The sequence below is a fragment of the Serpentinimonas barnesii genome (assembly GCF_000696225.1).
GTDB classification, from domain to species: domain Bacteria; phylum Pseudomonadota; class Gammaproteobacteria; order Burkholderiales; family Burkholderiaceae_C; genus Serpentinimonas; species Serpentinimonas barnesii.
The window spans coordinates 42,293-68,398 of record NZ_BAWN01000021.1 but is presented as its reverse complement, the minus strand read 5'-3'; the positions used below and the strand labels follow the sequence as shown (position 1 = coordinate 68,398).

Sequence of the window (26,106 nt, the reverse complement as noted above, 5' to 3'; positions counted from 1 at the left end):
GACAACGCACTGTTGCCCCCTGTAGCCCTTTGTAGCCGCCGTCCCATCCACCATGAATCCCAGCGCATCCACATCCCATCCGATCACCAGCGCCGATCGCGCCGCCGTGCTGGCCAGCTTGTTGCCCAGTCTGCGCCAGCAACAAGGCCAAACGCTGGTCATCAAGTACGGCGGCAACGCCATGACCGACCCCACGTTGCAGCAGGCTTTTGCCCAAGACGTGGTGCTGCTGCAACTGCTGGGCCTGCGCCCGGTGGTGGTGCACGGGGGCGGGCCGCAGATCGAGAGCCTGTTGCAGCGCCTGGGCAAGCAGGGCCGCTTCGTGCAGGGCATGCGCGTCACCGACGCCGAAACCATGCAGGTGGTGGAATGGGTGCTGGCCGGTCAGGTGCAGCAAGAAATCGTGGGCCTGATCAACCAAGCCGGCGGCCGTGCGCTGGGGCTGACGGGGCGCGACGGCGGCCTGATCCGGGCCCAGGCCCTGCGCCTGCCCGACGCCTCCGACCCCTCGGTGCTGCACGACATCGGCCAGGTGGGCGACATCGTGGCCATTGACCCGGCCTTGCTGCACACCGTGCAGGCCCAGGGCTACATCCCGGTGGTGAGTCCGATCGGTTGTGGCGCGGGCAATCAGAGCTTCAACATCAACGCCGACGTGGTGGCGGCCCGCTTGGCCACCACTTTGCAGGCCGATAAGCTGCTCATGCTCACCAACATCCCCGGCGTGCTCGACCGCCAAGGCCAGTTGCTGGCGCGCCTGAGCATGGCGCAAATCGAGGCTTTGGTGCTCGACGGCACCATCAGCGGCGGCATGATCCCCAAAATTGCGGGGGCGCTGGAAGCCGCCAAAAGTGGTGTCAAGGCGGTGCACATCATCGATGGCCGGGTGCCGCATGCGATGCTGCTCGAAGCTCTGGGTCAGCAAGCCTGCGGCACCACGATCTGCGTCGATTGAACCCTGGCCCCGCAAGGGGCTGACCGGGCGGCTCGAATCAGGGTAAACCCCGATGTCGCGGGGCGCACTCGGCGACTTGACAGGCCGCCGCATCGGCATAAAATAGCACGATCGTTCGTATTTTTTGCCATGACGCTTGCCCACTCCACCCAGCCTGTCCCGCCCGAGGAAAGGCGCCGCACCCGTGTGGCGCCCAATGCGGGCACGCGCGCCGTGCGGGCCTTGCAAAAAGGCCAGCAAACGCGCGCCGCCATTTTGGATGCGGCGCTCTCCTTGGCGGCGCCGGTTGGGCTTGAGGGTCTGAGCATTGGGGCCATTGCCGAGGTCTTGGGCATGAGCAAGTCGGGCGTGTTTGCCCATTTCGGTTCGCGCGAAGACTTGCAGATAGCGGTGGTGCGGGAATACCACCGGCGCTTCGAGCGCGACGTGTTCTATCCGGCGCTCCAGCAGCCGCGCGGGCTGCCGCGCTTGCGCGCCTTGTTCGATCTGTGGATGCACCAGACCGCGCTCGAAATCGATTCGGGTTGCGTCTACATCAGCGGCGCGGTCGAATTCGACGACCGCCCCGGCCCGGTGCGCGACGAGCTGGTGCAGACCGTCAACACCTGGCAGGCGGCCATGCGGCGCGCGGTCCAGGCCGCGGTCGCGCAAGGCCATCTGCGGCCCGAGGCCGACCCGCACCAGATTGCCTTTGAAATTCATGGCTTGATTTTGGCCTTGCACTACGACGCCCGTTTTTTGCGCAACCCGCAGGGGCTGCAGCACGCCCGCCAGGGTTTTGAGAATCTGCTGGCGCGCCACCTTTGCTAACCCGTTTCGTTTCACCGTCCTTTTCAACTGGAGACCCGTCCCATGCCCGCTTACACCCCGCCGCTGCGCGACATGCAATTTGTGTTGCACGAAGTGTTGCACGCCGTTGATGCGCTCAAGGCCTGCCCGGCCCACGCCGATGCCGATATCGAGACCCTCAACGCGGTGCTCGAAGAAGGGGGCAAATTTGCCGCCGAGGTGGCGTTCCCGCTCAACATCAGCGGCGACCACGAGGGCTGCACGCTCGACAAAGCCACCCACGAGGTGCAAGCGCCGAGCGGCTTCAAGGCGGCTTACCAGCAGTACGTGGCCGGCGGCTGGCCTGCCCTGAGCTGCGACCCCGAATACGGCGGCCAGGGCCTGCCCTTCGTGGTCAACCAGTGCTTTTACGAAATGCTCAACAGCGCCAACCAAGCCTGGACCATGTACCCTGGCCTGAGCCACGGCGCCTACGAGTGCCTGCACGCCCACGGCACGCCGGAGCAGAAAAAAACCTACTTGGCCAAGCTGGTGAGCGGCGAGTGGACCGGCACCATGTGCCTGACCGAGCCGCATTGCGGCACCGACCTCGGGCTGCTGCGCAGCAAGGCCGAACCGCAAGCCGACGGCAGCTACAAGATCACCGGGCAAAAGATTTTCATCAGCGCCGGTGAGCACGACCTGACCGAAAACATCCTGCATCTGGTGCTGGCGCGCCTGCCCGACGCCCCGGCCGGCAGCAAAGGCATCAGCCTGTTTTTGGTGCCCAAGTACCACGTGCAAGCCGACGGCTCGCTGGGTGCGCGCAACCCCATTTTCTGCTCTGGACTCGAGCACAAGATGGGCATCCACGGCAACGCCACCGCCCAACTGATGCTCGATGGCGCCACCGGCACGCTGGTGGGCCAGCCCAACAAGGGCCTGCAAGCCATGTTCGTGATGATGAACGCAGCGCGCTTGGGGGTGGGCAACCAGTCGCTGGGCCTGACCGAGGTGGCCTACCAGAACGCGCTCGCCTACGCCAAAGACCGCCTCCAGATGCGCAGCCTCTCGGGCGCCAAGGCCAAAGACAAGCCGGCCGACCCGATCATCGTGCACCCGGATGTGCGCAAGATGCTGCTGACTGCCAAGGCCTACGCCGAAGGTGGGCGCGCACTGATGAGCTACTGCGCCTTGTTGCTTGACCAAGAAATCAACCACCCGGACGAGAAGGTGCGCAAAGACAGCGCCGAGCTGCTGGCACTGCTCACCCCCATCGCCAAAGCCTTCGTCTCGGACAACGCCTGGACCGCCACCGTGATGTGCCAGCAGGTCTTTGGCGGCCACGGCTACATCAAAGAGTGGGGCATGGAGCAGTACGTGCGCGATGCCCGCATCAACATGATCTACGAAGGCACCAACACGGTGCAGAGCTTGGACTTGCTGGGCCGCAAGGTGCTGGGCAACAACGGCGCTTCGCTGAAAAAGTTTGGCAAGCTGGTGGCGGCGCTGGTGGAGCAAGAGGGCGTCAACGAAAAGATGGCCGAGTTCATCAACCCGCTGGCCTACCTGGGCGAGCAGATGAACAAGTTCACCACCGAAATCGGCTTCAAGGGCATGCAAAACCCCGACGAAGTGGGCGCAGCCGCGGTGGATTACCTGCGCGTGGCCGGACACTTGGTGTTTGCCTACTTTTTTGCCCGCATGGCCTCGGTGGCGCTCAAGCAGATTGCAACCGGCAGCCAAGACCCGTTCTACACCGCCAAGCTGCAAACGGCGCGTTTTTACTTTGCCAAGCTGCTGCCCGAAACCGCTATGCTGATGCGCACCGCGCGCGCCGGCGGCGCCAGCCTGATGGACACCGAAGCCGCGCTGGCTTGATCTTCATTTGAACCCTTTACGGAGCAACCCGATGAAAAACGCACTGCGTAGCACCCTGCTGGCCGCTGGCCTGCTGCTGGCCGGCTCGGCCTGGGCCCAGATGAGCCCGGTCGGCACCTGGCATACCATCGATGAACAGACCAACCAGCCGCGCACCGAAGTGGTGATCAGCGACAACGCTGGCGTGCTCACCGGCCGCATCACGCGCCTGCTGCGCCCCGGGGCCGATCCGGCCGCGCGCTGCACCGCCTGCACCGACGACCGCAAAGACCAACCCATGGTCGGGCTGGAGATCATTCGCGGTGCCCGCCAGGCCGAAGGGCGCACGGTGTGGGAGAGCGGCCGCATCCTCGACCCCGAAGATGGACGCACCTACACCCTGCGCCTGACGCCGATCGAAGCAGGGCGCAAGCTGCAAGTGCGCGGCTCCATCGGCCCCTTTGGCCGCACCCAGACCTGGGTTCGCGTGCAGTAACGCTGCCCCGCATTCAAGCAAGGAACATCCGTGAGCCGATTTCAAGTCAAACAAGTCGCCGTGCTCGGCGCCGGGGTGATGGGGGCGCAGATTGCGGCGCACCTGGTCAACTGCAAAGTGCCCGTTATTTTGTTCGACCTGCCGGAAAACAAAACCGGTGCAGCCGATCAAAGCGGCATCGCCCAGCGCGCCATCGCCAACCTCAAAAAGCTCAAGCCGGCCCCGCTGGGCCTGGCCGATGAGGCCGATCTGATCGAGCCCGCCAACTACGCCCAGCACCTGGAGCGCCTGCGCGGCTGCGACCTGATCATCGAGGCGATTGCCGAGCGCATGGACTGGAAGCGCGAGCTCTACGCCAAGATCGCGCCCTTTGTGGCCGAAGGCGCGTTGCTGGCTTCCAACACCTCGGGCCTGTCGATCGGTGCGCTCTCGGATGCGCTGCCAGCGCAGTTGCGCGCACGCTTTTGCGGCATCCACTTCTTCAACCCGCCGCGCTACATGCCGCTGGTCGAGCTCATTTCCACCCCGGCCACTGGCCCGCAGGTGCTGGACCAGCTCGAAACCTTCGTCACCCGCGTGCTGGGCAAAAGCGTGGTGCGCGCCAAAGACACGCCCAACTTCATTGCCAACCGCATCGGCATCGCCGGCATGCTCTCGACCATGCACGAGGCCGAGCGCTATGGCCTGGGTTTTGATGTGGTCGATGACCTCACCGGCAAGCGCCTGGGGCGCGCCAGCAGCGGCACCTTCCGCACCGCCGACGTGGTGGGACTGGACACCATGGCGCACGTCATCAAGACGCTGCAAGACACGCTCAGCCCCGCCACCGACCCCTTCTACGCCAGCTTCCAGACCCCCGAGGTGCTCAAGGCGCTGCTGGAGCTGGGGCATCTGGGGCAAAAGAGCAAGGCCGGATTCTTTAAGAAGGTTGGGCGCGACATTTACCGCTTCGAGCTCGCCAGCCGCGACTACGTGCCCTGCGCCGACGGCAAGGGCCAGAAGGCCGACGAAGTCTATGGCCGCATGCTGAAAAAGCCTGCGCCCGAGCGCCTCAAGCTGCTGCGCAACGCCGAAGGGCCGCAAGGGCGCTTTTTGTGGGCCATTTTGCGCAACGCCTTTCACTACGCCGCGCTGCACCTGGCCACGATTGCCGACTGCGCGCGCGACGTGGACCAGGCCATGCGCTGGGGCTTTGGCATGCAGCAAGGCCCGTTCGAGCTCTGGCAAGAGGCCGGCTGGCTCGAAGTGGCGCAGATGGTGCAAGCCGACATCGACGCCGGCCACGCCCTGTGCCGCACGCCGCTGCCCGACTGGGTGTTTCATGGCCCGGTGGCCGAGCGCGGCGGGGTGCACCAGCCCGAAGGCTCGTGGAACCCGGCCGAGGGCCGCTTCCAGCCCCGGCGCGAGCTGCCGGTGTATGGGCGCCAGATTTTCCGCGAAACCCTGCTCGGCGAGGGTGCCACGCGCTTCGAGCGCGCCGGCCGCACCGTGTTTGAAGACGCCGACATCCGGCTCTGGACGCTGGAGCAGCCCGAGCAGGCCGGGGTGCTGATCGCCAGCATCAAGAGCAAGATGCACGCCATTGGCCCCGGTGTCACCGAGGGCCTGAGCCGCGCCGTCGATCTGGCCGAGAGCGACTACCAAGGCCTGGTGCTGTGGTCGGGCGACGAGCCCTTTAGCGTCGGGGCCGATCTGCAGGCCGTGATGCCGGCCTTCTTGGCTGCAGGCGTGTCGGCCATAGACGATGTGGAAGCCGAATTGCAGCGCGTCATGCTCAAGCTGCGCTATGCCCAGGTGCCGGTGGTGGCCGCCGTGCGCGGCATGGCGCTGGGTGGCGGCTGCGAGCTGCTGGTTCACTGCGCGCACCGGGTGGTGCACCTGGAAAGCTACATAGGGCTGGTGGAAGTGGGCGTGGGCCTGATCCCCGGCGCCGGCGGCCTGACCTACATCGCCCGCCGCGCCGCCGAAAATGCCCGCGCCAGCACCGGCACCGACTTGCTGCCCTTCCTCGGCGAAGGCTTCAAGGCCGCCGCCATGGCCAGCGTGGGCACCAGCGCGCTGGAAAGCCGCAAGCTCGGCTACCTGCTGCCCAGCGACACCCTCGTGGCGCACAAAGACGAGCTGTTGTATGTGGCCATCGGCCAAGCGCAGGCGCTGCAACGCGCCGGTTACCGGCCGCCGCACAAGAGCCTGTTCCCGGTGGCGGGGCGCTCGGCCAAGGCGACCATTCTGGGTTCACTCCTGAACATGCGCGACGGCGGCTTCATCAGCCAGCACGATTTCCACATCGCCAGCCTGATTGCCAACGTGCTGTGCGGCGGCGAGGTCGAAGCCGGTACGCTGGTCAACGAAGAGTACCTGATGCAACTGGAGCGCCAGGCATTTTGCAGCCTGATCGAGCACCCCAAAACGCAGGCGCGCATCATGGGCATGCTGCAAACCGGCAAACCGCTGCGCAACTAAAAAACCCGGAGCCCTCCCCGATGAAACCCCTACAAGACGCCTACATCGTCGCTGCCAAGCGCACGCCGATCGGCAAATCGCACCGTGGCTTTTTCAAGCACACCCGCCCCGACGACCTGCTGGCGCACGTGCTGCGCGCCGTGCTGGCCGAGGTGCCCAACCTAGACCCGGCCGCCATTGAAGACGTGATCTGCGGCTGCGCCATACCCGAAGCGCAGCAGGGCCTGAACGTGGCGCGCATCGGCGCCGTGCTGGCCGGCTTGCCCAACAGCGTGGGCGGCATCACCGTGAACCGCTTTTGCGCCTCGGGCTTGAGCGCGGTGCAAATGGCCGCCGACCGCATCCGCGTGGGCGAGTCCGATGTGATGATCGCCGCCGGGGTCGAGAGCATGAGCATGGTGCCCATGATGGGCAATGCGCCCAGCCTCTCGCCCGCCGCTTTTCACAACACCGAGCGCGTGGAAGACTACGGCATCGCCTACGGCATGGGCCTCACGGCCGAGAAAGTGGCGCAGCAGTGGAAGGTGAGCCGCGCGGCCCAAGACGCCTTTGCGCTGCAATCGCACCAGCGCGCGCTGGCGGCGCAGGCCGCCGGCGAGTTCAGCGCCGAAATCACCCCGGTCACGGTGACCGAGCGCACGCTCGACCTCGCCAGCGGCCAGGTGCAACAAAAGCAGCGCGTGGTGAGCCAAGACGAAGGCGCCCGCCCCGACACCTCGCTCGAAGGGCTGGCCAAGCTGAAACCGCCCTTTGCGGTGCCACGCCGTGCCGACGGCACCCCAACCGGGCTCGGCTCGGTTACGGCGGGCAACAGCTCGCAGACCTCCGACGGTGCGGGGGCGCTGGTGCTGGCCAGTGGTGCCGCGGTGCAGCGCTTTGGCCTCAAGCCGCTGGCGCGCTTCGTTGGCTACGCCTCGCGCGGCGTGCCGCCGCACCTGATGGGCATCGGCCCGATCGAGGCCATTCCGGCTGCGCTCAAGGCCGTTGGCATCGCCCAGCACGATTTGGGCTGGATCGAGCTCAACGAAGCTTTTGCCGCGCAGGCGCTGGCGGTGCTCAACACGCTCGGGCTGGATCCGGCGCGCGTCAACCCCATGGGCGGGGCGATTGCGCTCGGGCACCCGCTGGGCGCTACTGGCGCCATCCGCGCCGCCACCGTGGTGCACGCCTTGCAGCGGCACCAGCTGCGCTACGGCATGGTGACCATGTGCGTGGGCATGGGGCAAGGTGCCGCCGGCATCTTCGAGCGGGTTTAAGCCCGGTTTAAGATGGTGCACCGGGCCGCCTCGCCTTTGCAGGCGGCCTGTTTTATTCACGCGAGGTGCCAGCCAGGTGAGAACGCAGCAGATCAAGGCCAGCGACGGCCACAAGCTCGGGGTGCGGGTGTTCGAATCCAAGGGGCAGGCGCGCGCCAGCGTCGTCATCGCCGCGGCCATGGGCGTGCGCCAAGATTTCTACGCCCCCTTGGCCCAGTGGCTGGCGGCGCAGGGCTGGCGCGTGTTCACCTTCGACTACCGGGGCATGGGCGACTCCCTGCCCGCCGGGGTGCGGCTGCGTGGTTTCCAAGCCGATCTGCACGACTGGGTGCGCGACTACGAGGCCGTGATCGACCTGGCCCACGCCGAGCGCCCCAAGCTGCCGCTGCTGCTGCTGGGCCACAGCCTGGGCGCTCAACTGCCGGGCCTGCTGGCCAATGCCGACAAGGTCAGCGGCCTGCTCTGTGTGGCTGCGGGCAGCGGCTACTGGCGCGAAAACACGCCGCGGCTGCGCCTCGTGGTGCCTTACTTCTGGTTTTTCGTGGTGCCGCTGGCCACGCGCCTGTGCGGCTACTTTCCTGGGCGCAGTCTGCGCCTGGTGGGTGACATCCCCGCCGCCGCCATGCGGCAGTGGCGGCGCTGGTGTCTGCACCCGCGCTACGGCGTGGGGGTCGAGGGCGAGGCGGCGCGCCTGCGCTACGCCGGTGTGCGCTTTCCGGTGCTGGCGCTCTCCATCAGCGACGACGAGATGATGACCCTGCAAGGCACGCGCAGCTTGCTGGGCTGGTACGAAAACGCCCCGCGCGAGGTGCGCCGCATCGTCCCGGCGGATGTGGGCGTGCGGCGCATTGGGCATTTTGGGCCGTTCAAGGCCGAGCACGAAGCCGGGCTGTGGCCGCTGCTGCAGCAAAGCCTGGCCGAACTGCTGCAGCGGCCTGTGACGCTGGGCCAAGATTGAAGGCCACCGATTTCATTGGAGTGCCGTAGACCACGGCGCCGTTTTTTTATTGCAAGGAGACTAAAACCATGTCCGACATTCTGAGCCACTTCGAAGACGGGGTGCAAACCCTCACCATCAACCGCGTTGAGCGCAAAAACGCGCTCACCGGCGCCATGTACACCAGCCTGGCCGATGGGCTGGAGCAGGCGGCAGCCGATCCCAAGGTGCGCGTGCTGCTGCTGCAAGGCGATGTGGCGGTGTTTTGCGCCGGCAACGACCTCAACGACTTCCTGAACTCGCCACCCATGGGGGCCGATTCGCCGGTGCTGCGCTTCCTGCGCGCTCTGGCGGATTTCCCCAAGCCTTTGCTGGCGGCGGTGTGCGGCCCAGCCGTGGGCATCGGCACCACGATGCTGCTGCATTGCGATCTGGTCTATGCGGGCGACAACGCGGCCTTCTCGATGCCCTTTGTCAACCTCGGGCTGTGCGCCGAAGGGGCCTCCAGCCTGCTGCTGGCGCAGCTCATGGGGCACCAGCGCGCCGCCGAGGCGCTGCTGTTGGGCGAACCCTTCTATGCCGAAGCCGCGCTCGAAGCCGGGCTGCTCAACAAGGTGCTGCCCCCAACCGAGGTCAACGGCTACGCCCAGAGCGTGGCGCGCAAGCTCGCCGCCAAGCCGCCCACTTCGCTGCTCGAAACCAAGCGCCTGATGAAGCAGGGCCAGCAGGCGCTGGTGCAGCAGACCATCGTGCAAGAGGCCACGGTGTTTGGCCGCATGCTGCGCGAGCCCGCCGCCAAAGAGGCCTTCAGCGCCTTTTTGCAAAAACGCCAGCCCGATTTTTCACGCCTTTGAGCCGCGCAGACCCATCCATGAGCAAAAGCCCAGCCAGCGCAGCCCCACAGGCGCACGTGTTCGAACCCGAATTCATCGAGGGCGTGCGCGAAATTTTTGAGCGCCGCATCCTGTTCAACGCCTTGTTGGGCTTGCAGATCACGCACATCAGCCCCGAGGCCGTGACGGCGCAAATCGCCATGCGCGCCGACCTGATCGGGCACTTTGCCCACAACCGCATCCACGGCGGCGTGATCAGCGCCGGGCTCGACGCCATGGGCGGGCTGGCGGTGATGGCCGCCATCGGGGCGCGCCACCTCGACGAGCCGCCGCTGGCGCGCCTGCACCGCTTTGGCAAGCTGGGCACCATCGATTTGCGCATCGACTACCTGCGCCCCGGCATCGGCGAGCGCTTCGAGTTGCGTGCCGAGGTGCTGCGCCTGGGCTCGCGCGTGGCCTCCACCCGCATGGGCTTTCATGCTGCCGACGGCAAGCTCTTGGCCACCGGCGCGGCGGCCTACATCGTCTCCTGAGGGGGCAGCCCGTCGGCTTGAGCGCTCGCGCTTCCCGTCTGGCCAGGGCGCGCACCGGCCCTTGATGGGCAGGCGGCGCGCTGTCATCGGGGCCTTGCATCGGGCTGCTACCATGCCCGCATGGAACCGCTGCTGCACACCGCCCCGCATTTCGACCTGTTCAACCAGCTCTGGCTGACGCTGTTTCTGGTCATCCCCATGGTGCTGATTGCGCGCACCGTGGTGGCGGGCAGTTGCTACTCGCCCATCCTGATCATCGTCATTTTTGGGCTGGCGCTGGGCCATGTGCTGGTGGCCACCGGGGCCGCGCAACCGGGCCTGCCCGGCTTTACGCTGCTTTCGCTGCTCAGCGGCACCACGGTGGTGGTGCTCACAGCGGCCTTTTTTGCCGGTGGGCAGCAGTTGCGGCGCCTTTTTGGCGCGCTGCAGGTGCCGCCCGATGACTCAATGCAGCCTTGCACCGAAGAAACGCTGCTGGGCACCAACCGCACCCAGCTCATGTTTGTGTTGCGCTCGGTGTTTTTGCTGCTCGGCATCGAAGCCGCGCGGCGCGTGCTGATGGGGGCCGACAGCGGCCCGCTGGTGGCCTACTACCCGCTGATCGCCTACATCGGCCTGCTGCTGGCCTTTATTTTGATCGACCACAAGGCCACGCTGCGCAACAAGCGCGAGTACCTGGGCCGGGGGCTGGTCGAGATCGGGGTGTTGGCGCTGGTGCTGCTGCTGGCGGGGCTGCTGGCGCACACGCTGCGCCCGCTGCTCGCGCTGCCCACCATCTTCTTTGCCATGCTGCTGGCTTGTGGCTTGGGCGCACTGGCTTGGCGCTGGCAGTTCGGCCCCACGCTGCGTGCGCTGCTGTTTGCCGGCATCCCGGTGGTGCTGGCGGCCAATTTTGTGATTGGCGGCTCGCGCATCGCAGACGCCTTTGCTATCGAGGGCATGGACGCCGTGCTGGCCTACGGCTTCTTTGGCCAGATGCTGTGGATGTTTGGCGGCATTGCGCTGCTGATGTGGCTCGGGCGCACCAATCAGGTGCGCAACCTGGCCCCGGGCATGGCCGGTGCACTCTCGCACGCCGGGCTCACCGGGGCCTGCACCGCCGGCGACTTGGGGCCCACGGCGGCGCAGCGCGCCCCGATCATGATCAACGTGCCCTTCATCGGCCACCTCTTCGTTTTCTCCATTCTGGCCATCAGCATGGAGCAGGGGCAGTTGCTGTGGGGGGCGGCGCTGGCGGTGTTCATGGGCGGGCTGTTGCTCACGGCGCTGGCGCTGCGCACCCTTGGGCGCGCCGCTGGGGCCGACGCGCAAGAGGTTAAGGGCCTGATGCAGTTCTCGCTCGGCTGGCAGCTCACGGCCATGTTCGGCGGCTTGCTGCTGCTGGCGCTGTTTGCCATGCCGCTGGAGCATGCGGCGCTGGCCAAGGCGGCCTCGCTATCGCATTTTGGGCTCTTTGCCGCCACCCAGGGCGGCATGTTTGGCCCGGAAGCGGCGGGGCTGATCGCGCTCATCTTCTCCATGCCCTTTTTGGTGCATCCTTTCGTGTTTTTTATGTTTGGTCGCGCCATGGCCCAGGGCGGGGCCATGCCGCGCTGGCCGGTATTGGTGCTGGCCGCCATCGGGCTGAGCGGGGTGTTGTTGGCGCTGGCCCGTTTTTAAGCCCCTAATGCCTTAGGCCTTTGAGCCTGCGCCATGCGGCCGAAAGACCCCGCGGTTAGGCCTGCCTTGCACTGCACTGTGAAAATCAAACCAGATCCGCCGCAAGGTGTGCGAAAAATATTTCATCCTGGCATTGTCTTTGCTTAAATTAAGCTGCGTTTTCCCGAAACCTTACCAGGAGCCCTCCATGCGCACCGTTCCCTTTGCCCTCACTTGCTTGGCTGCTGCGGCCGCCTTGGCGCTGCCGCTCGCCGCGCAGGCCCAGCTCTCGTTCAACTTGGGCGTGGTATCGCTCTACAAATCCAACGGCATCGATCAAGACTCGCGCCAAAGCGAGCGCGAGCGCGATGTCCGCCCGGCGCTGCAAGGCGGGGTGGATTACGATTTTGGCAATGGTTTGTACATTGGCAACTGGAACTCCACTGGCCGTTTTGGCGAGGCCAACCTCGAGATCAACCTCTACGGCGGCTACAGCGGCGAGCTGGGCAACGGCCTCGGGTTCGACGTGGGCTACATCAAGTACCTCTATCCCAGTCAAGGCAGTTTGAACGGCAGCGAGGTCTATGGCAGCCTGAGCTACGGCATTCTGACCACCAAGCTGAGCTGGGGCACCAGCGGCGCGATCGACGAGCACGCACGCCTGAGCTTTTTGATCGAGCAGCCCCTGAGCGAGCGCCTCACGCTCGAGGCCGGGGTGGGCTTTCGCAACACCTCCAACAACAACAGCGGCGCCACCGACTACCGGCTCGGCCTCAGCTACGCCCTCACCGAGAGTTTGAGCACCTCGGCGGTCTGGTCCGGTGCCGACACCGACCGCGCCGGTCAGGCCGGAACGGGCCGCTTGGTGCTGGGTTTGACACAATCGTTCTGACACAATGAGGGGTGCGCGGCCGTGCGATGGGTGCGGCTGCAAACCCCCCTCTATTGCAGGAGCCGATTTCATGCGCAGCCAAGTCATCGTCAGTTGGGGCGAAGCCCAACAGTACGCCTTCGATCTGGAAGAAATGCAGCCCATGCCCAGCGACGTGGCGCGCAGCTGGCTCGATCAGCAGTTCATCGAGCTCGATTGCGAGCCGCTGCGCCTAAGTGGCAAGGTGCTGACGGCCGATAAAGTGGCGGTGATTGCGCGCACGGCGGGTGAGCAGCATTTTGCTGAACCCGCACACCGGCAATGGGCGCTGGCTTTTGCCCAAGCCGCCAGCGCCAGCTTGGCCAAGCCGGTGCTGCACATCGATGTGCCTTCGATGACCGTGAGCTACTAAAAGCGCCTTGGCTGCATTGGGTGCGCCCATTGGGGGGCCGCGCCCTTAGGGCTTAAGCGCAGGGCGGCGCGCCAAAGCGCTGCTGCAGCGCCGCCAGCAGCTTGCCGTGCACGCCACCAAAGCCGCCGTTGCTCATGCACAGCAGGTGGTCGCCTGCTTGCGCGGCGGCCACGGCCTGCTGCACCAGGGTGTCGATGTCGGCTGCCACCAAGGCCCGGGCGCCCATGGGGGCCAAGGCGGCAGCGGCGTCCCAGCCCAGGCCACCGCTGTGACAAAAAGCCAGGTCGGCCTGCTCCAGGCTCCAAGGCAGTTGCGCCTTCATGGTGCCCAGCTTCATGGTGTTGGAGCGCGGCTCAAACAGCGCCAGAATGCGCTGCCCGCGGCCACCTTGGCGGTCGAGCTGGCGCCGCAGCCCGTCTAGGGTGGTGCGCATGGCGCTGGGGTGGTGCGCAAAGTCGTCATAGACCGTGAGCGCTGCGCCGCCTGCCACCGCCACCTGCCCGCGCACTTCGAGCCGGCGTTTTACCCCTTCAAAGCGGCCCAGCGCCTCGGCGGCCTGCGCCAGCGGCACGCCCAAGTGCTCGGCGGCGGCGCTGGCGGCCAGCGCGTTGAGCTGGTTGTGCACCCCGCTCAAGCCCCAGCGCACCCGGCCGGCTGCCTGCCCGCGCTGGCGCAGCAAAAAATCGTCGGCCTCGCCTTCGGCATAAAAATCGCTCACGGTGCTGCCAAAGCTGCGCTGCTCGCTCCAGCAGCCCATGTTGAGCACGCGCGCCAGGCTTTCTTCGAGGCCGTTGACAATCACGCGCCCGCTGGCGGGCACGGTGCGCAGCAGGTGGTGGAACTGGCGCTCGATGGCGGCCAGGTCGTCGAAAATGTCGGCGTGGTCGAATTCGAGGTTGTTGAGCACGGCGGTGCGCGGCCGGTAGTGCACAAACTTGCTGCGCTTGTCGAAAAAGGCGGTGTCGTATTCGTCGGCTTCGATCACGAACGGGGCCTGCGCCGCGCCTAGGCGCGCCGAGACGCCAAAGTTTTGCGGCACGCCGCCAATCAAAAAACCCGGTTGCAACCCGGCCTGATCCAAAATCCAAGCCAGCATGGCGCTGGTGCTGGTTTTGCCGTGCGTGCCCGCTACCGCCAGCACGTGGCGGCCGTGCAAAATGTGCTCGCTCAGCCACTGCGGGCCGCTGCTGTAGCGCGCACCCGCATCCAAAATCGCTTCCATGAGCGGGAATTTGGGCGCACCGTCTGGCCCCAAGGCGCGCGACACCACGTTGCCGACCACGTACAGATCGGGCTGCAGCGCCATCTGCTCGGCCCCAAAGCCTTCGATCAGCTCGATGCCCAAGGCCTGCAACTGATCGCTCATGGGTGGATAGACGCCGGCGTCGCAACCGGTGACGCGGTGCCCCGCCGCGCGTGCCAAGGCGGCCAAACCACCCATGAAAGTGCCGCAAATGCCTAAGATGTGAATGTGCATGGGGCGCAATTATCGGGCCTGCTTATCGGGCTTGCCGCAGGAGCTGGCCGAATGCGTCTGGCGGCACGGCCGGTGAGCACAAAAAGCCCTGGAACTGGTCGCAGCCCAGGGCTTGCAGGCGCGCATGCTGTTCGGGCAACTCCACCCCTTCGGCCACCACCTCCATTTGCAGCGCCTGGCCCATCTGGATGATGGCCGCCACAATCGCGGCGTCGACGGGGTCGGAGTGCATGGTGGCGATGAAGCAGCGGTCGATTTTGAGCTGCTGCAGCGGAAAGCGTTTCAGGTAGGTCAGGCTGGAGTAGCCGGTGCCAAAGTCGTCCAGCGACAGCCGCACGCCCAAGTTGCGCAAGGCCAGCAGGCGCTCCAGCGCTTCGTCGGCGTCCCGAATCAGGATCGATTCGGTCAGCTCAAGCTCCAGCAGCTCGGCTGGCAGCGCGTGCGCGTTCAAGGCCCGCGCCACGCGCGCCACCCAGTCGGCTTGGTGAAACTGCAGCGCCGAAACATTGACCGCCACCGGGCAGGGGGTTCCGGCACGCAGCCAGGCAGCGGCCTGCTGCACGGCGCTATCGAGCACCCAGTCGCCCAGCGCGACGATGAAGCCGGTTTCTTCGGCCACGCCGATGAACTCCCCCGGCAGCACCAGGCCCTGTTCCGGGTCTTGCCAGCGCAGCAGCGCCTCGCAGGAGCGCAACTGACCGCTGCGCAGATCGATGCGCGGCTGGTAGTGCAGCAAAAATTGCTGGGCGCGCAGGCCCTCGCGCAGGGCGTGGTCGAGATGGATGCGCGCCAACAGGTTGGCGTTCATTTCGGGCCGGTAGAAGCGGTAGTGGCCCTTGCCGCGCTCCTTCACTTCGTACATGGCGGTGTCAGACAGGCGGATCAGTTCGTCGAGCGATGCGCCGTCGTCTGGGTAGAGCGCAATGCCGAGGCTGCACGAGAGGTTGAAGTACAGGCCCTCGATTTCCACCGGCTGCACCACGGCCTCGATCAGGCGCTGGGCGGTGATTTCGGCCCCGGCCGCGTCGGCTTCGTGCAGGTGGATGACAAACTCGTCGCCGCCCAAGCGGCACAGGGTGTCGGTCTGGCGCAGGCAGGTCTGGAGCCGGGAGGCGATCTCGATCAGCACCTTGTCGCCAAACAGATGCCCGAGCGAATCGTTGATGTGCTTGAAACGGTCCAGATCGAGAAACATCACGGCAAAGCCGCTGCCGCTGCGCTGCGCCACCCGTATCGCGTGCCCGACGCGCTCGGTCAGGGTCAGGCGGTTGGGCAGGCCGGTCAGGGCGTCGGTGTAGGCGAGCTGCTCGATGCGTTGCTGCGCCGCCAGTTTTTCAGACAAATCTTTGGCAAACAGCAAGGTGTTGAGCGCTTGTCCATGCGCATCGCGCAGCACCACCCACGACACGTGCAGCGCCAGCGCCGACTGGTCGGGGCGCCGGTGCCAGAGCTCGCCCTCCCAGTAGCCCTGCTGCTGCAATTGCAGCGACAAATCGGCCGACCAGTCGGGCCGGGTGGGGGAGAAAAACAGCCCGGCGGCCTCGCATTGGGCCAGTGCAGCGTGCGGCTGGCCAGTGAGCCGCTCAGCCGCCGGGTTGCAGACCAGCACCCGCTGCTGTGGGTCGGTGATAAAGATCGCATCCAAGCTGGAATCGAACACCTTGGAGGCCAGCCGAAGTTTGGCCTCGATGGCGGTGCGCTCGGTGACGTCGCGATAGGCGTAGACGCGCCCGATCGGGCGTCCGCGCGCGTACTGGGGTCGGGCAATGCGCTCGAGCACGCGCCCACTCTGCAGCACCAGCGCGTCGGTGCATTCGAGCAGCGGCAGGCGCTGAATCTGGCCTAGGCGCTGGGCGTAGCTGTCGGCATCGGTCACGCGGCCGCTCATCCAGGTGTGGATGGCCTCGTCGTCTTGCTGGCTGAGCAGGGTGGCGGGAAGATCCCACAGTTGGGCAAAGAGCCGGTTGAAGGCGCGGATGCGGCCGTCGAGGTCGCACACCAAAATCCCGTCGGCGGTCGACTCCAGCGTGGCGCGCAGCTCAGCCAGCAGGTGCTCGAGTTGCTGCTCGGTTTGGTGCTGCTGCGTTTGGTCTTGCATGGCCACCAGGTGCAGCGGCGCCCCCTCGGTGTTGGGCAAGGCCGAGATGCGGCGCAACACCCGCACCGTCTGGCCGTCGGCGCGGCGCAACAGGGCCTCGGCCTGCAGGCTGCCCAGCCCGTCTTGCGCCAAGGTGGACCAGAAATGGAGGTCTTGCGGGCTGGCCGAATGGTCGCTGGCCAGGCTGCCGCGCAAGCGCTGCAGCGGCAGCTTAAGCAAATCGGCCGCGCAGGGGTTGGCCGCCACAATGCGCAGCGTGTGCGGATCGACCAGCCAGACCGCTTCCAGCAGACGTTCGAGCAGCGGCTCCCACTGGATGTGGTTCATGCGCCCGCTCCATCTGGCGGATGCAGATCGACCGCGCGTTCAAAGTAGTAGCAAACCCGGGGGCGGGGTGAGAGTTGGTTCAGCGCCGGGCGCGGCAGTTGGTCGGGACGCAGGCTGCGTTGGATGTTCAAATGGGGTTCTTGTTGCAAGTCCAGCCACGTCGGTTCGTCGGCGCCGGGCTGCGCATCGTAAACCCGCAGCTTGGGCTTGAGCGGCCGCGCCGCGTTGACCGACATCACCAGCGCGTAGCGGCTGTCGCTGAGCTGCACCACCGAGCCAGGCGGGTAGATGCCCATCATGCGGATAAAAGCGCTCAGGGTGCGCACCTCGAAGCGCGTTTTCAGGGTGGCGAAAATCTGGGCCAGCGCTTCGTGCGGCGTCAGGGCCTTGATCGGGTTGGCCGGGTTGCACAAGCCGTCGTAGCGGTTCACCAGCGCCAGGATGTGCGAAATGGGGGCGATTTTGTCGGCCACCAAGCCCAACGGAAAGCCACTCCCGTCGGCCAGCTCGTGGTGCTGCGCGATGCCCAGCAAGGCAGCCGCAGGCAGCCCGAGGCGCTTGCCCCACACCACACTGTGCATCACGTGCTCTTGGTAGAGCTTGAGGTGGCTGGGGCCGAAGCCGTCGTCGCGCAGCCGCACCCGCTGCGGCAGCTCCAGTTTGCCGACATCGTGCCACAGGGCGGCCAAGGCCAGCGCTTGCAGGTCCTCGGCACCATGCCCCATGGCTTGGCCCAGCAGCACGCTCAGCACGGCCACGTTGATGGCGTGCTGAGACGAGCGGTCTCCTGCGCCATCGGCCAGCAGGCGCAGCGCCGATTCGGCGTTCTGGGTCAGTTGCGACACCATGCTGTGCACGAGCGCGGCACTGGCCTGCCCGGCTTGTTGCGGGGCCGCCTGCACTTGCTCGAACAGGGCTTTGACCGCGCGGCTGCTTTCGGCATACTGGCGCTCGCATTGGAGTTGGGCTTGGCGCTGCATCTGCGCCCATTGGGCGGCAGATGGCGCCGCGGCAGGTGGGGGCAGGGCGTTGGTGCCGGCGACTGGGTCTGGTGCGGCAGCGGCATCCGGTTGCGCAGGAGGCGGTGCACAAGCCGCTGCGGCGGCGGCGCTTTCGGCGCTAGCAGGGGGGTCGCTGCGCTCGGGGCTGTAGCGCAGCCGTTGCAAGCCAAGTGAGCGGATGGTGTCGATCTGCTGCAGCGTGCTGATTTTAAAGCTGCTGCTGGCAAAGGGGTGGTCCACCCAAGCCAGGTCTAAATGCACATAAAGACCCACCCGCAGTTCAGAAACTGGGACAGTGGGAGGGCTGGTGTCGGTCATGGCTGCAGTCCCTCAGCGTATAAGTGGGAGGGTGGTGGGCTGATTATCGCCAAAGGCAGCGCGGCGTGCATTTTTGGCTGTGGGTGTGGGTGCCAACCCTGACGGGTGACGCTGACTGGTAGCATAGCGAAATGAAGGTGCCGTTCCCGATCGAACAAGTCGAACTCAATGCCCCGTTGCCTGTCGACGTGCTTGACCCGCACGGTGTGCTGTTGCTGCGCCGTGGCGAAATGATACGCAACGAAGCCCACCGCGATTTGCTCAAGACCCATGGGCCGATGGTGGACGAGGAGGATTATCGACAGTGGACTTTTCGCTACACCGCGGCCATTGATCGCAAGCTGCGCAGCAACGAGCGGCTGGAGGCGATTGCTGGGGTGGCGCGGCCCATGGGCGTGCAGCCCGTGCGCAATGAGCAAGAGCGCTCGGTGCTGGAGCGTTGGACCGATCTGCACGCCCGTTTGTCGCTGCTGCTTGTCCAAGGTGAACAGGCGCAGGATTTTGGGCGCCGTCTGGAGCAGATCGAGAGCCGCATCGACGACATTTTGCGCGCCCGTGTCGATGACAGCCTGTTTGTTCTGGTGCAGTTGCTGCTTGACCGAACGCAGGGCTACAGCGCCAGCCATGCCCTGCTGAGCACCGTGTTGTGCCGGCTGGTGGGTACGCCCTTGCTGGCCAGCCACGAGCCGCTGCAGCGCAGCCTGATGCGCGCTGCGCTGACCATGAACATAGGCATGACGAGGCTGCAAGACGAGCTCGCGCTGCGTCTGGAGCCTTTGGATGAAGCCATGCGCGCGCGCGTCCACCGCCATCCGCTCGATGGGGTGCGCATTTTGCAGGCGCTGGGAGTGGGTGACGGAGCGTGGTTGGACCTGGTGCGCCACCACCACCAGCGCCGGCCCGATTTGCTTAACTTGGCCGGTTGCGCCCCCTCTGAACTGGCGGCGCATTTGCTGGCCATGGCCGACGTGTTTGTGGCACGCATCAGCCCGCGCGCCAGCCGGCGCAGCCAGCCGGCACACGTGGCCGCTCGTGACGCCTATCTGACCGAAAACGGGCAGGCGGCGCCGCTGGGAGCGGCTTTCATCAAAACGGTGGGGGTGCATATACCGGGTAGCTACGTGCAATTGGAGAATGGAGAATTGGCGGTGGTGGTGCGCCGCGGTCGCCGCGCCAACGCCCCACTGGTTTTTGCCTTGGTGGGGCGCCAAGGCCTGCCTTTGGGAGAGCCGGCCCTGCGCGATACCTCGGAGGCGGCGTTTCAGGTCAAGGCTGGCGTGGCGGCAGACGAGGTGCGGGTGCGCGTCAACCCATCTAGGCTGCTGGCGCGGCTGTAGATGGGGCGGCGCAAAGGCTTAGCGCCTGGCGCGCTGCTGTTGGCGAAACTCCCAAGGAGGGGTGGGGGCGGGGTCGGCCCACAGACCGCGCTGCTCGCGCTGCGCCTGGCGTTCGGCGCGGGCGTAGCGCCAGCGCTCCAGCAGCCACTGGTCGGCGGCATAGGGTTTGTGGTGCCAGGCCAGACCGGCACGCAGCATTTGCAGGTTCACGTCTAGCCCCTGTAGGCGCACGGTGCCGATCAGGCGCCCATGGCGGTCGGTCTTGGCAAAGGCCACCTGCACGTCTTGCTGCATGACTTTGGCTTCTAGGTAGGCCCCCGATTCTGCGCCCCAAGGCTGCGCGCGCTCGGGCGCGTCGATGCCGAGCAAGCGCACCCGGTGCCGGCGCTGTTGCGCGTCGAGCACGGTCACGGTGTCGCCGTCGGCCACCGCAATCACGCGGCCCTCCAGTGGGCTGGACTGGGACCTAGCGGGCGCGCTGGCCAGTGCCAGCGCGGTGGCCAGCAGCAGCCAGTGCAACAGCTTGGGTGCAGCGCAAACGGCGGTCATGCGCCGCAGTTTAGCGCGAGGCTTGCAGCACGGTACCCGTTTTGGCCTGGTCGCGTGCCAGCGCTTCGCGGTCGGCCAAGCGGCGGAAGTACAGCGTGACGAAGGTGCTGGAAATCACGATGAAGAGCGAGTACAGCACCGGGATCAGCAGCACATCTTGCTGGATGGCGCCGCTGAAGCTTAAGGTCACGATCAACACCGCCAGCGGCCCGTTCTGAATGCCGGTTTCGAGCGCGATGGTGCGGCTGCGGTTGCGGTCTTGGCGCAGCAGGCGCGCCAAGCCAAAGCCCAGCGCCATGCCAATCAAACCCAGCCCGATGGAAGCAAAATAGACACTAAAGGGCGTGATAGCCAACAGCTCGTGGTTGCGCGGCACCCAGGTGGCAAGCAGGAACACAATCACCACGATGCCCATGAAGCTGCCGATGAGCTCCATCGTGGCCCCGATGTTGGGGTTGACCTTGCGCAGCACCATGCCGATCATGGTGGGCACCAGCAGCACCACCAACACCTGGGCCACGTTGGTGGCCGGCACGCTGAATTCGCCGCCAATGCCGGCCGCCCCGGTGTAGAAGGCCAGCAGCGCCGGCACCATGACCAGGGCCACCAAGGTCGAGACGCTGGTCATCATGATCGACAGCGCCAGCACGCCCTTGCTGAAATAGCTGAAAATGTTGGAGGTGGTGCCGCCGGGCATGCAGGCCATGAGGATCAGGCCGGCAGCGATGGCGGGCGGGAAATCGAGCACGATGGCCAGCGAAAAGCCCAGAAAAGGCATGATGCCGTACTGGCACACCATGCCCACCAGCACGCCTTTGGGGCGGCGAAAGGCAATCAGGAAATCGCGGTAGGTGAGCGAGGCGCCCATGCCCAGCATGATGACCATCATCATTAGGCCGAGCAATTGGGTTTCAAATTCGGTGATCATGGGATTCGGTCTCCGGTTTCATTCGATGGCTGGCAGCGCTCAAGGGTGCAGGTTGGCCCGGAGCTGCTCTTGCCACTCGGCCTTGACTTCGGCCTTGAGGTTTTTGCGCAGCACCTTGCCGACCACCGTTTTGGGCAGTTCTTCGCGGATCACGATCGACTTGGGCACCTTGTAGGCGGCCAAGAACTTGCGGCAGTGGGCGATCACGGCCTCGGGCTGCAGTTCCCCGTCGTGCTCAGGGTTGTGCACCACGTAGGCGCGCACCGCCTCGCCGGTTTTTTCGTCCGGGGTGCCGACCACGGCCACTTCGAGCACCGCGTCCATCTCGGCGATTACTTCTTCGATCTCGTTGGGGTAGACGTTGAAGCCCGAAACTAGGATCATGTCCTTTTTGCGATCGACGATGTGCATAAAGCCTTGGTCGTCCATCTCGGCCACGTCGCCGGTGGCGAGCCAGCCGTCGCGCAGCACCGCAGCGGTTTCGGCCGGCTGGTTCCAGTAGCCCTGCATGACTTGCGGGCCTTTGACGTAAATCTCACCCCCTTGGCCAAAGCTCACGTCAACGCCATTTTCATCCACCAGACGAATGTCGGTGCCCGGCGCCGGAATGCCGATGCTGCCTAGGCGCGGCTCGCCGTGCAAGGGGTTGAAGCTCACCACGGGCGAGGTCTCGGTCAGGCCGTAGCCCTCGGCGATCGGGGTTTGGGTCACTTCGCGCCAGCGCTTGGCGACGGCGTTGTGCAGCGAGGTACCGCCGGCAATGGAGGCTTTGAGCTTGCGCGGCGGGTAGGCCACGAACCACTCTTCGTTGAGCAAGCCGTTGTAGAGCGTGTTGACGCCCGTCATCCAGGTGATGGGGTAGTTTTCGACCGCGCGCTGCAGGTTTTGCACCGGACGCGGGCTGGGGATGAGGATGTTTTGCGCGCCGATGGCCAGAAAACCGAGCAAATTGGCCGTAAATGCAAAGATGTGATAAATGGGCAGCGCCGTCAGCACGCATTCCTTGCCGGGCTCCATGTGGGTGCCGCCCATGGCCAGCATTTGCTGCACGTTGTTGAGCAGGTTGCCGTGGCTGATCATGGCACCTTTGCTCACGCCAGTGGTGCCACCGGTGTATTGCAGCAGCGCCAGTTCGTGCGGCTGGATGGCTTTCCAGTAGTTCTGCGCGTGCAGGCGGCCACCGGCCTTTTGCAGTGCGGCGCGGCCCTGCGCCAGCGCAGCGGCAATGCGCGTGTGCGGCACCGTGACCGGCGGCAGCACCTGCGCCCAAACCTTTTGCACGCCACGAATGATGGCCTTGGGGATGATCGGGAAAAACTCCGGCACTCCGGCCAGCACCACGTGCTTGATGGTGGTCATGGACAGCACCGAGGGCAGCTTGTCGGCAAACATGTCGATCAGCACCAAGGCCTTGACGCCGGCGTCTTTGTACTGATGCACCATTTCTGCCGGGGTGTAGAGCGGGTTGGTGTTGACCAGCACGCAGCCGGCCTTCAAAATGCCAAACGCCACCACCGGATAGGCCAAGCCGTTGGGCATCTGCACCGCCACCCGGTCGCCCGCATGCAGACCCAGCACCTCGCGCAGGTAGGCGGCGAAGTAGTCCGACAGCTCATCGACCTTGGCAAAACTCAGGCTGCCGTTCATGCCGTTGGGCACGACGCAGGTGAACGCCGCCTTGACTTGGCTCTCGCGCGCCCAGCGCGTGCAGGCGTCGTGCACGAAAGCCCCCAGGTTGGGGTGGCTCAGCGGTGGCAGCTCGGGCGTGATACCGACTGCTCGATACACAGCGACCCAAGGGCGGGGCGTGTTGGCGAACGGGTGTTGCATGATCGGTGAGTGGATGAAACGAACGATCGTGCTATTTTGCCTTAAGCGCAGCGGCGTGGCGCGGAAAAATCCTGCATATCTATCAATGTGCAGGGATTTCGGAGTAGGTGTAAACCCTGATTTTTTCGGCTGACCGGCTTAGGGCTGATCAATAAAAAAGCCAGCTCGAAAGCTGGCTTGATTTTTGAGTTGTTTGGTGGCGCTTCAGGGATTCGAACCCCGGACCTGCGGATTATGATTCCGTCGCTCTAACCGGCTGAGCTAAAGCGCCTTGAAGCCCAGCATTGTAGCAGGCTTTACTGGTGCCGAAACTGCGCCGGGCGCTTTTCGACGAAGGCGGCCATGCCTTCTTTTTGGTCGGCGGTGGCAAACAGGGCGTGGAACAGGCGGCGCTCGAAGGCCATGCCGTCGGCCAAGCTGCCCTCGAAGGCCTTGTTGACGGCCTCTTTGGCGGCCATGACGGCGATTTGCGAGAAACCGGCGATGGTCAGGGCGACGGCCAACGCCTCGTCTTGCAGCTTGTCCAGCGGCACCACGCGGCTCACTAGGCCGGCGCGTTCGGCCTCGCTGGCGTCCATCATGCGGCCGGTGAGGGCTAGGTCCATGGCTTTGGATTTGCCCACGGCGCGCGGCAGGCGCTGGGTGCCGCCGGCGCCGGGGATGATGCCGAGCTTGATTTCGGGCTGGCCGAATTTGGCGTTGTCGGCGGCGATGATGAAGTCGCACATCATGGCCAGCTCGCAGCCGCCGCCCAAGGCAAAGCCGCTCACCGCGGCGATGATGGGCTTGCGAATGCTGCGCATGGCCTCCCAGTTGCGCGTGATGTAGTCGCCCTTGTACACATCGGCAAAGCTGTAGCTGGCCATGGCCCCGATGTCGGCCCCGGCGGCAAAGGCTTTTTCGCTGCCGGTGAGGACGATGCAGCCGATGCCCTCGTCGGCATCGAAGGCCTTGAGGGCGGCGCCGAGCTCGTCCATCAGCGCATCGTTGAGGGCGTTGAGTTGCTTGGGGCGGTTGAGGGTGATGAGGCCGACGCGGCCTTCGCTGCGCACCAGGATCAATTCGTAGGGCTGGCTCATGGGTGGTCTCGCTAAGGGTATGGCTAAGGCGCCACTATAACGCGGGTGCATGGCGGCGCGCTGCTCACTCGGGCCACCAAGGGCGGGTGGGGGCGATGGCGTTATCTGGGTGGGGATGGGCTGGGGCCGTGGCGGTGCGTGCGGCCGGGGCGGCCTCGGTGGCCGAACCCAGCAGGGCTGCGCGCACCAGACGCACGGTCTGCGTTTCGGGGCTGGCCGGATCGGGCCAGCGCAGCGGCAGGCGCAGCAGCCGGCCGTCGCGCGCCACCAAGGCCACGATCTGGCTTAGTCCATGGGCGCATTGCGCCACGTCGTCGAGTTTGCGCACGCGCCAGGCGCTGGTGGGTGTGGGCGTTGCGCCCAGGGTGGTATCCCCTGCTGGGGGCGGGGCGGCCTCGACTTCTATGCCCAGCCATTCGTCGCCCGCAGCCAGCCCGGCCTGCTCGGCCAGCGAGCCGCGCAGCACGTTTTTGATCTGCAGGCCCTCGGTTTCGCTCACGCGCAGCCCCAGGCGCTGGGCCAGCCGCGCGGGTTCGGTCTGCCAGTCTATGCCTTGGGCGCGCAGCAACTCGGGCAAGCCGGGCACGGCGCCAGAGGCCGTGAGCAGGTCGGCGCAGCCATGCACCCAGGCCTGAATTTCGGCGGCGTAGCTGCGCCCGGCGCATTGCTCCAACACGGCCAGCAGGTCGGCCTCTTGCATGGGGCCGCCTTGGCAGCGCCGGTAGAGGGCGCGCAGCACCTCGTCGAGGGTGCTGCGGCCTTCGGCGCGCAACTGCAAATCGAGCGCCAGCGCCACCAGCGCGCCCTTGGCGTAGTAACTCACGGTGGCGTTGGGGCTGTTTTCGGTGACGCGGTAGTACTTGGTCCAAGCCTCGAAGCTGGCTTGGGCCAGGCTGTGCACCAAGCGGCCTGGGCTTTGCAGCACCTGGTTGAGGGTCTTGCTCAACAGTTGCAGGTGGCAGGCCTCGTCGATCAGGCCGGCGCGGCGCAGCAGCAGGTCGTCGTAATAGCTGGTGAAGCCTTCGAACAGCCACAGCAGCTCGGTGTAGTTTTCACCGTCGTAGTCGTAGCGGGCGAACGCTTGCGGGCGCAGGCGCTTGACGTGCCAGGTGTGGAAGTATTCGTGGCTGATGAGGCCGAGCAGGGCGGTGTAGCCCTCGCTGGCGCTGAGCGCTGCGGGGCTGGCCGCGCCGGCCTGGGTGCTTGGGGCGCTGCACTGCGGCAGGTCGTTGCGGCGGCAGATCAGGGCGGTGCTGTGGCGGTGTTCCAGCCCGCCGTAGCCATCAAAGCGGGCGTTGAGCAAAAACAGGTAGTGCCCAAAGGGTGGCGCTTCCTGTGCGCCGTGCCAGAACGCGATGCCGGCCTGGCAAATGGCCTCGGTGTCGCGCAGCAGGCGCGCGCCGTCAAAGCCCGGCCCGGCCCCGCTGACGACCAGCCGGTGCGGCACCCCGCGCACGGTGAAGGCGGCGCTCCAAAACCGGCCCAGCTCGAAGGGGCTGTCGGCCAGTTCGTCGTAGTCGGCGGCCTGCCAGCGGCCTAGGCAGTGGGGGGCAGGGGTGGCGTGGGTTTGCGCCGGGGAAGTCGCAGGGCTGGCGGCATCGGCATCGGCATCGGGCAAGGCGGTGGCGGCTTGCCAGCCTTGGGTGGCCGCGCTGCCATAGACCTCGATCCGGTGCGCCAGCGCCTCTTGCCCGTGCACGCGCAGGCACAGGCTGGTGGGGTTGAAGAAGGCGCGCTCGGCATCCAGCCAGGCGCTGCGCACCGAGGCATCAAAGGCATAGACCTGGTAGCGCAGCCGCAGCACCTGCGCACCGGCCGGGGTGGCGGCCTCCCAGGTGTTTTTGTTGAGCTGGCGCAGCGGCACGGCGTGGCCGTCGCAATCGGCGCTCAAGCCTTGCAGGTGCTGGGAAAATTCACGCACCAAGTAGCTGCCCGGAATCCACACCGGCAGGCTCAGGCGCTGCAGCCGCGCTGGCTGCGTTACGAACAAGCTGAGCTGGTATAGGTGGGCGTGCAGGTCGACGAGATCGACGCGGTAGCGCGGGCCGGGGGCGCTGGGGGGGAGGGTGGGGAGGGCGGGTGCAGCGGCGTGGACCGTGGGGGCGGGCTTGGGCATGGTCAGGATGGGGCTCGTGGCCCG

21 protein-coding genes and 1 tRNA gene are annotated in these 26,106 nt (G+C 66.0%); 13 read left to right on the top strand and 9 right to left on the bottom strand.

Annotated elements, in window-relative coordinates; genetic code table 11:
* Window positions 1–52: 52 nt before the first annotated feature.
* The 12 genes from argB to SRAH_RS07130 all read left to right on the top strand — a co-directional run bounded on the left by argB (window position 53) and on the right by SRAH_RS07130 (window position 13,022).
* Entirely contained in the window at window positions 53–955 is a 903-nt protein-coding gene (gene argB, locus SRAH_RS07185; RefSeq protein ID WP_029462672.1) for an acetylglutamate kinase, read from the top strand.
* A gap of 129 nt (window positions 956–1,084) precedes the next feature.
* Window positions 1,085–1,765: a TetR/AcrR family transcriptional regulator gene (locus tag SRAH_RS07180; protein WP_082210111.1), complete on the top strand. Its 681-nt coding sequence runs from the start codon at window positions 1,085–1,087 to the stop codon at window positions 1,763–1,765.
* A 42-nt stretch (window positions 1,766–1,807) separates the two neighbouring features.
* Window positions 1,808–3,604 carry an acyl-CoA dehydrogenase C-terminal domain-containing protein gene (locus SRAH_RS07175; protein WP_029462670.1) on the top strand — a complete coding sequence of 599 codons (1,797 nt, stop codon included), beginning with the start codon at window positions 1,808–1,810 and terminating at the stop codon, window positions 3,602–3,604.
* A 31-nt stretch (window positions 3,605–3,635) separates the two neighbouring features.
* Window positions 3,636–4,079, top strand: a complete 444-nt coding sequence (locus SRAH_RS07170; protein ID WP_029462669.1) for a DUF2147 domain-containing protein — start codon at window positions 3,636–3,638, stop codon at window positions 4,077–4,079.
* 30 nt (window positions 4,080–4,109) lie between these two features.
* Window positions 4,110–6,542: a 3-hydroxyacyl-CoA dehydrogenase/enoyl-CoA hydratase family protein gene (locus SRAH_RS07165; RefSeq protein WP_029462668.1), complete on the top strand. Its 2,433-nt coding sequence runs from the start codon at window positions 4,110–4,112 to the stop codon at window positions 6,540–6,542.
* A 20-nt stretch (window positions 6,543–6,562) separates the two neighbouring features.
* Complete coding sequence (locus SRAH_RS07160; protein ID WP_029462667.1) at window positions 6,563–7,798, top strand: acetyl-CoA C-acyltransferase; 1,236 nt, start codon at window positions 6,563–6,565, stop codon at window positions 7,796–7,798.
* A gap of 76 nt (window positions 7,799–7,874) precedes the next feature.
* Window positions 7,875–8,756: an alpha/beta hydrolase family protein gene (locus SRAH_RS07155; protein WP_045476586.1), complete on the top strand. Its 882-nt coding sequence runs from the start codon at window positions 7,875–7,877 to the stop codon at window positions 8,754–8,756.
* 68 nt (window positions 8,757–8,824) lie between these two features.
* The gene (locus tag SRAH_RS07150) at window positions 8,825–9,589 is read left to right on the top strand and encodes an enoyl-CoA hydratase (protein WP_029462665.1); all 765 of its coding nucleotides are present in this window, start codon (window positions 8,825–8,827) and stop codon (window positions 9,587–9,589) included.
* A 17-nt stretch (window positions 9,590–9,606) separates the two neighbouring features.
* Window positions 9,607–10,101, top strand: a complete 495-nt coding sequence (locus tag SRAH_RS07145) for a thioesterase family protein (RefSeq protein ID WP_029462664.1) — start codon at window positions 9,607–9,609, stop codon at window positions 10,099–10,101.
* Window positions 10,102–10,221: 120 nt separating this feature from the next.
* Window positions 10,222–11,760: a hypothetical protein gene (locus tag SRAH_RS07140; RefSeq protein WP_029462663.1), complete on the top strand. Its 1,539-nt coding sequence runs from the start codon at window positions 10,222–10,224 to the stop codon at window positions 11,758–11,760.
* A gap of 187 nt (window positions 11,761–11,947) precedes the next feature.
* A complete protein-coding gene (locus tag SRAH_RS12055) occupies window positions 11,948–12,631 on the top strand; it encodes a TorF family putative porin (protein WP_052369125.1) in 684 nt (227 codons plus the stop codon).
* A 70-nt stretch (window positions 12,632–12,701) separates the two neighbouring features.
* Window positions 12,702–13,022, top strand: coding sequence for a hypothetical protein (locus SRAH_RS07130; protein ID WP_029462661.1), 321 nt, complete (start codon window positions 12,702–12,704; stop codon window positions 13,020–13,022).
* 52 nt (window positions 13,023–13,074) lie between these two features.
* Here SRAH_RS07130 and mpl read toward each other — a convergent pair whose 3' ends face one another.
* Genes mpl through SRAH_RS07115 form a run of 3 tightly spaced genes read right to left on the bottom strand, consistent with a single transcriptional unit; the run spans window position 13,075 to window position 18,243 of the window.
* The gene (mpl, locus tag SRAH_RS07125; RefSeq protein ID WP_029462660.1) at window positions 13,075–14,499 is read right to left on the bottom strand and encodes a UDP-N-acetylmuramate:L-alanyl-gamma-D-glutamyl-meso-diaminopimelate ligase; all 1,425 of its coding nucleotides are present in this window, start codon (window positions 14,497–14,499) and stop codon (window positions 13,075–13,077) included.
* Between the two features lie 22 nt (window positions 14,500–14,521).
* Complete coding sequence (locus SRAH_RS07120) at window positions 14,522–16,924, bottom strand: sensor domain-containing protein (protein WP_029462659.1); 2,403 nt, start codon at window positions 16,922–16,924, stop codon at window positions 14,522–14,524.
* Window positions 16,921–18,243, bottom strand: a complete 1,323-nt coding sequence (locus SRAH_RS07115; RefSeq protein WP_029462658.1) for a cyclic di-GMP phosphodiesterase — start codon at window positions 18,241–18,243, stop codon at window positions 16,921–16,923. Before SRAH_RS07115 ends, SRAH_RS07120 begins: the two co-directional genes overlap by 4 nt.
* A gap of 131 nt (window positions 18,244–18,374) precedes the next feature.
* Here SRAH_RS07115 and SRAH_RS07110 point away from each other — a divergent pair, with 131 nt between their 5' ends.
* Window positions 18,375–19,580, top strand: a complete 1,206-nt coding sequence (locus SRAH_RS07110) for an HD-GYP domain-containing protein (protein WP_052369123.1) — start codon at window positions 18,375–18,377, stop codon at window positions 19,578–19,580.
* Between the two features lie 18 nt (window positions 19,581–19,598).
* Here the strand turns inward: SRAH_RS07110 and SRAH_RS07105 are convergent, their stop codons facing one another.
* From SRAH_RS07105 to SRAH_RS07080, 6 genes are all read right to left on the bottom strand, one after another.
* The gene (locus tag SRAH_RS07105; RefSeq protein WP_045476583.1) at window positions 19,599–20,129 is read right to left on the bottom strand and encodes a thermonuclease family protein; all 531 of its coding nucleotides are present in this window, start codon (window positions 20,127–20,129) and stop codon (window positions 19,599–19,601) included.
* A 10-nt stretch (window positions 20,130–20,139) separates the two neighbouring features.
* Window positions 20,140–21,057, bottom strand: a complete 918-nt coding sequence (locus SRAH_RS07100) for a bile acid:sodium symporter family protein (RefSeq protein ID WP_029462655.1) — start codon at window positions 21,055–21,057, stop codon at window positions 20,140–20,142.
* Window positions 21,058–21,096: 39 nt separating this feature from the next.
* Window positions 21,097–22,887 (bottom strand): AMP-binding protein, encoded by a 1,791-nt coding sequence (locus SRAH_RS07095; RefSeq protein WP_029462654.1) that lies wholly within the window; start codon window positions 22,885–22,887, stop codon window positions 21,097–21,099.
* Window positions 22,888–23,081: 194 nt separating this feature from the next.
* Window positions 23,082–23,158, bottom strand: a tRNA-Met gene (locus tag SRAH_RS07090).
* Window positions 23,159–23,183: 25 nt separating this feature from the next.
* Window positions 23,184–23,966, bottom strand: a complete 783-nt coding sequence (locus tag SRAH_RS07085) for an enoyl-CoA hydratase (protein WP_029462653.1) — start codon at window positions 23,964–23,966, stop codon at window positions 23,184–23,186.
* Window positions 23,967–24,030: 64 nt separating this feature from the next.
* Complete coding sequence (locus tag SRAH_RS07080; protein ID WP_082210120.1) at window positions 24,031–26,082, bottom strand: M61 family metallopeptidase; 2,052 nt, start codon at window positions 26,080–26,082, stop codon at window positions 24,031–24,033.
* Window positions 26,083–26,106: the final 24 nt, after the last annotated feature.

Coding starts and splice junctions, on each gene's coding strand:
- SRAH_RS07175 (WP_029462670.1), top strand. CDS start 1,808: ATGCCCGCTTACACCCCGCCGCTGCGCGACATGCAATTTGTGTTGCAC.
- SRAH_RS07085 (WP_029462653.1), bottom strand. CDS start 23,966: ATGAGCCAGCCCTACGAATTGATCCTGGTGCGCAGCGAAGGCCGCGTC.
- SRAH_RS07095 (WP_029462654.1), bottom strand. CDS start 22,887: ATGCAACACCCGTTCGCCAACACGCCCCGCCCTTGGGTCGCTGTGTAT.
- SRAH_RS07080 (WP_082210120.1), bottom strand. CDS start 26,082: ATGCCCAAGCCCGCCCCCACGGTCCACGCCGCTGCACCCGCCCTCCCC.
- SRAH_RS12055 (WP_052369125.1), top strand. CDS start 11,948: ATGCGCACCGTTCCCTTTGCCCTCACTTGCTTGGCTGCTGCGGCCGCC.
- SRAH_RS07170 (WP_029462669.1), top strand. CDS start 3,636: ATGAAAAACGCACTGCGTAGCACCCTGCTGGCCGCTGGCCTGCTGCTG.
- mpl (WP_029462660.1), bottom strand. CDS start 14,499: ATGCACATTCACATCTTAGGCATTTGCGGCACTTTCATGGGTGGTTTG.
- SRAH_RS07130 (WP_029462661.1), top strand. CDS start 12,702: ATGCGCAGCCAAGTCATCGTCAGTTGGGGCGAAGCCCAACAGTACGCC.
- SRAH_RS07160 (WP_029462667.1), top strand. CDS start 6,563: ATGAAACCCCTACAAGACGCCTACATCGTCGCTGCCAAGCGCACGCCG.
- SRAH_RS07105 (WP_045476583.1), bottom strand. CDS start 20,129: ATGACCGCCGTTTGCGCTGCACCCAAGCTGTTGCACTGGCTGCTGCTG.
- SRAH_RS07145 (WP_029462664.1), top strand. CDS start 9,607: ATGAGCAAAAGCCCAGCCAGCGCAGCCCCACAGGCGCACGTGTTCGAA.
- argB (WP_029462672.1), top strand. CDS start 53: ATGAATCCCAGCGCATCCACATCCCATCCGATCACCAGCGCCGATCGC.
- SRAH_RS07100 (WP_029462655.1), bottom strand. CDS start 21,057: ATGATCACCGAATTTGAAACCCAATTGCTCGGCCTAATGATGATGGTC.
- SRAH_RS07140 (WP_029462663.1), top strand. CDS start 10,222: ATGGAACCGCTGCTGCACACCGCCCCGCATTTCGACCTGTTCAACCAG.
- SRAH_RS07115 (WP_029462658.1), bottom strand. CDS start 18,243: ATGACCGACACCAGCCCTCCCACTGTCCCAGTTTCTGAACTGCGGGTG.
- SRAH_RS07150 (WP_029462665.1), top strand. CDS start 8,825: ATGTCCGACATTCTGAGCCACTTCGAAGACGGGGTGCAAACCCTCACC.
- SRAH_RS07120 (WP_029462659.1), bottom strand. CDS start 16,924: ATGAACCACATCCAGTGGGAGCCGCTGCTCGAACGTCTGCTGGAAGCG.
- SRAH_RS07180 (WP_082210111.1), top strand. CDS start 1,085: ATGACGCTTGCCCACTCCACCCAGCCTGTCCCGCCCGAGGAAAGGCGC.
- SRAH_RS07110 (WP_052369123.1), top strand. CDS start 18,375: ATGAAGGTGCCGTTCCCGATCGAACAAGTCGAACTCAATGCCCCGTTG.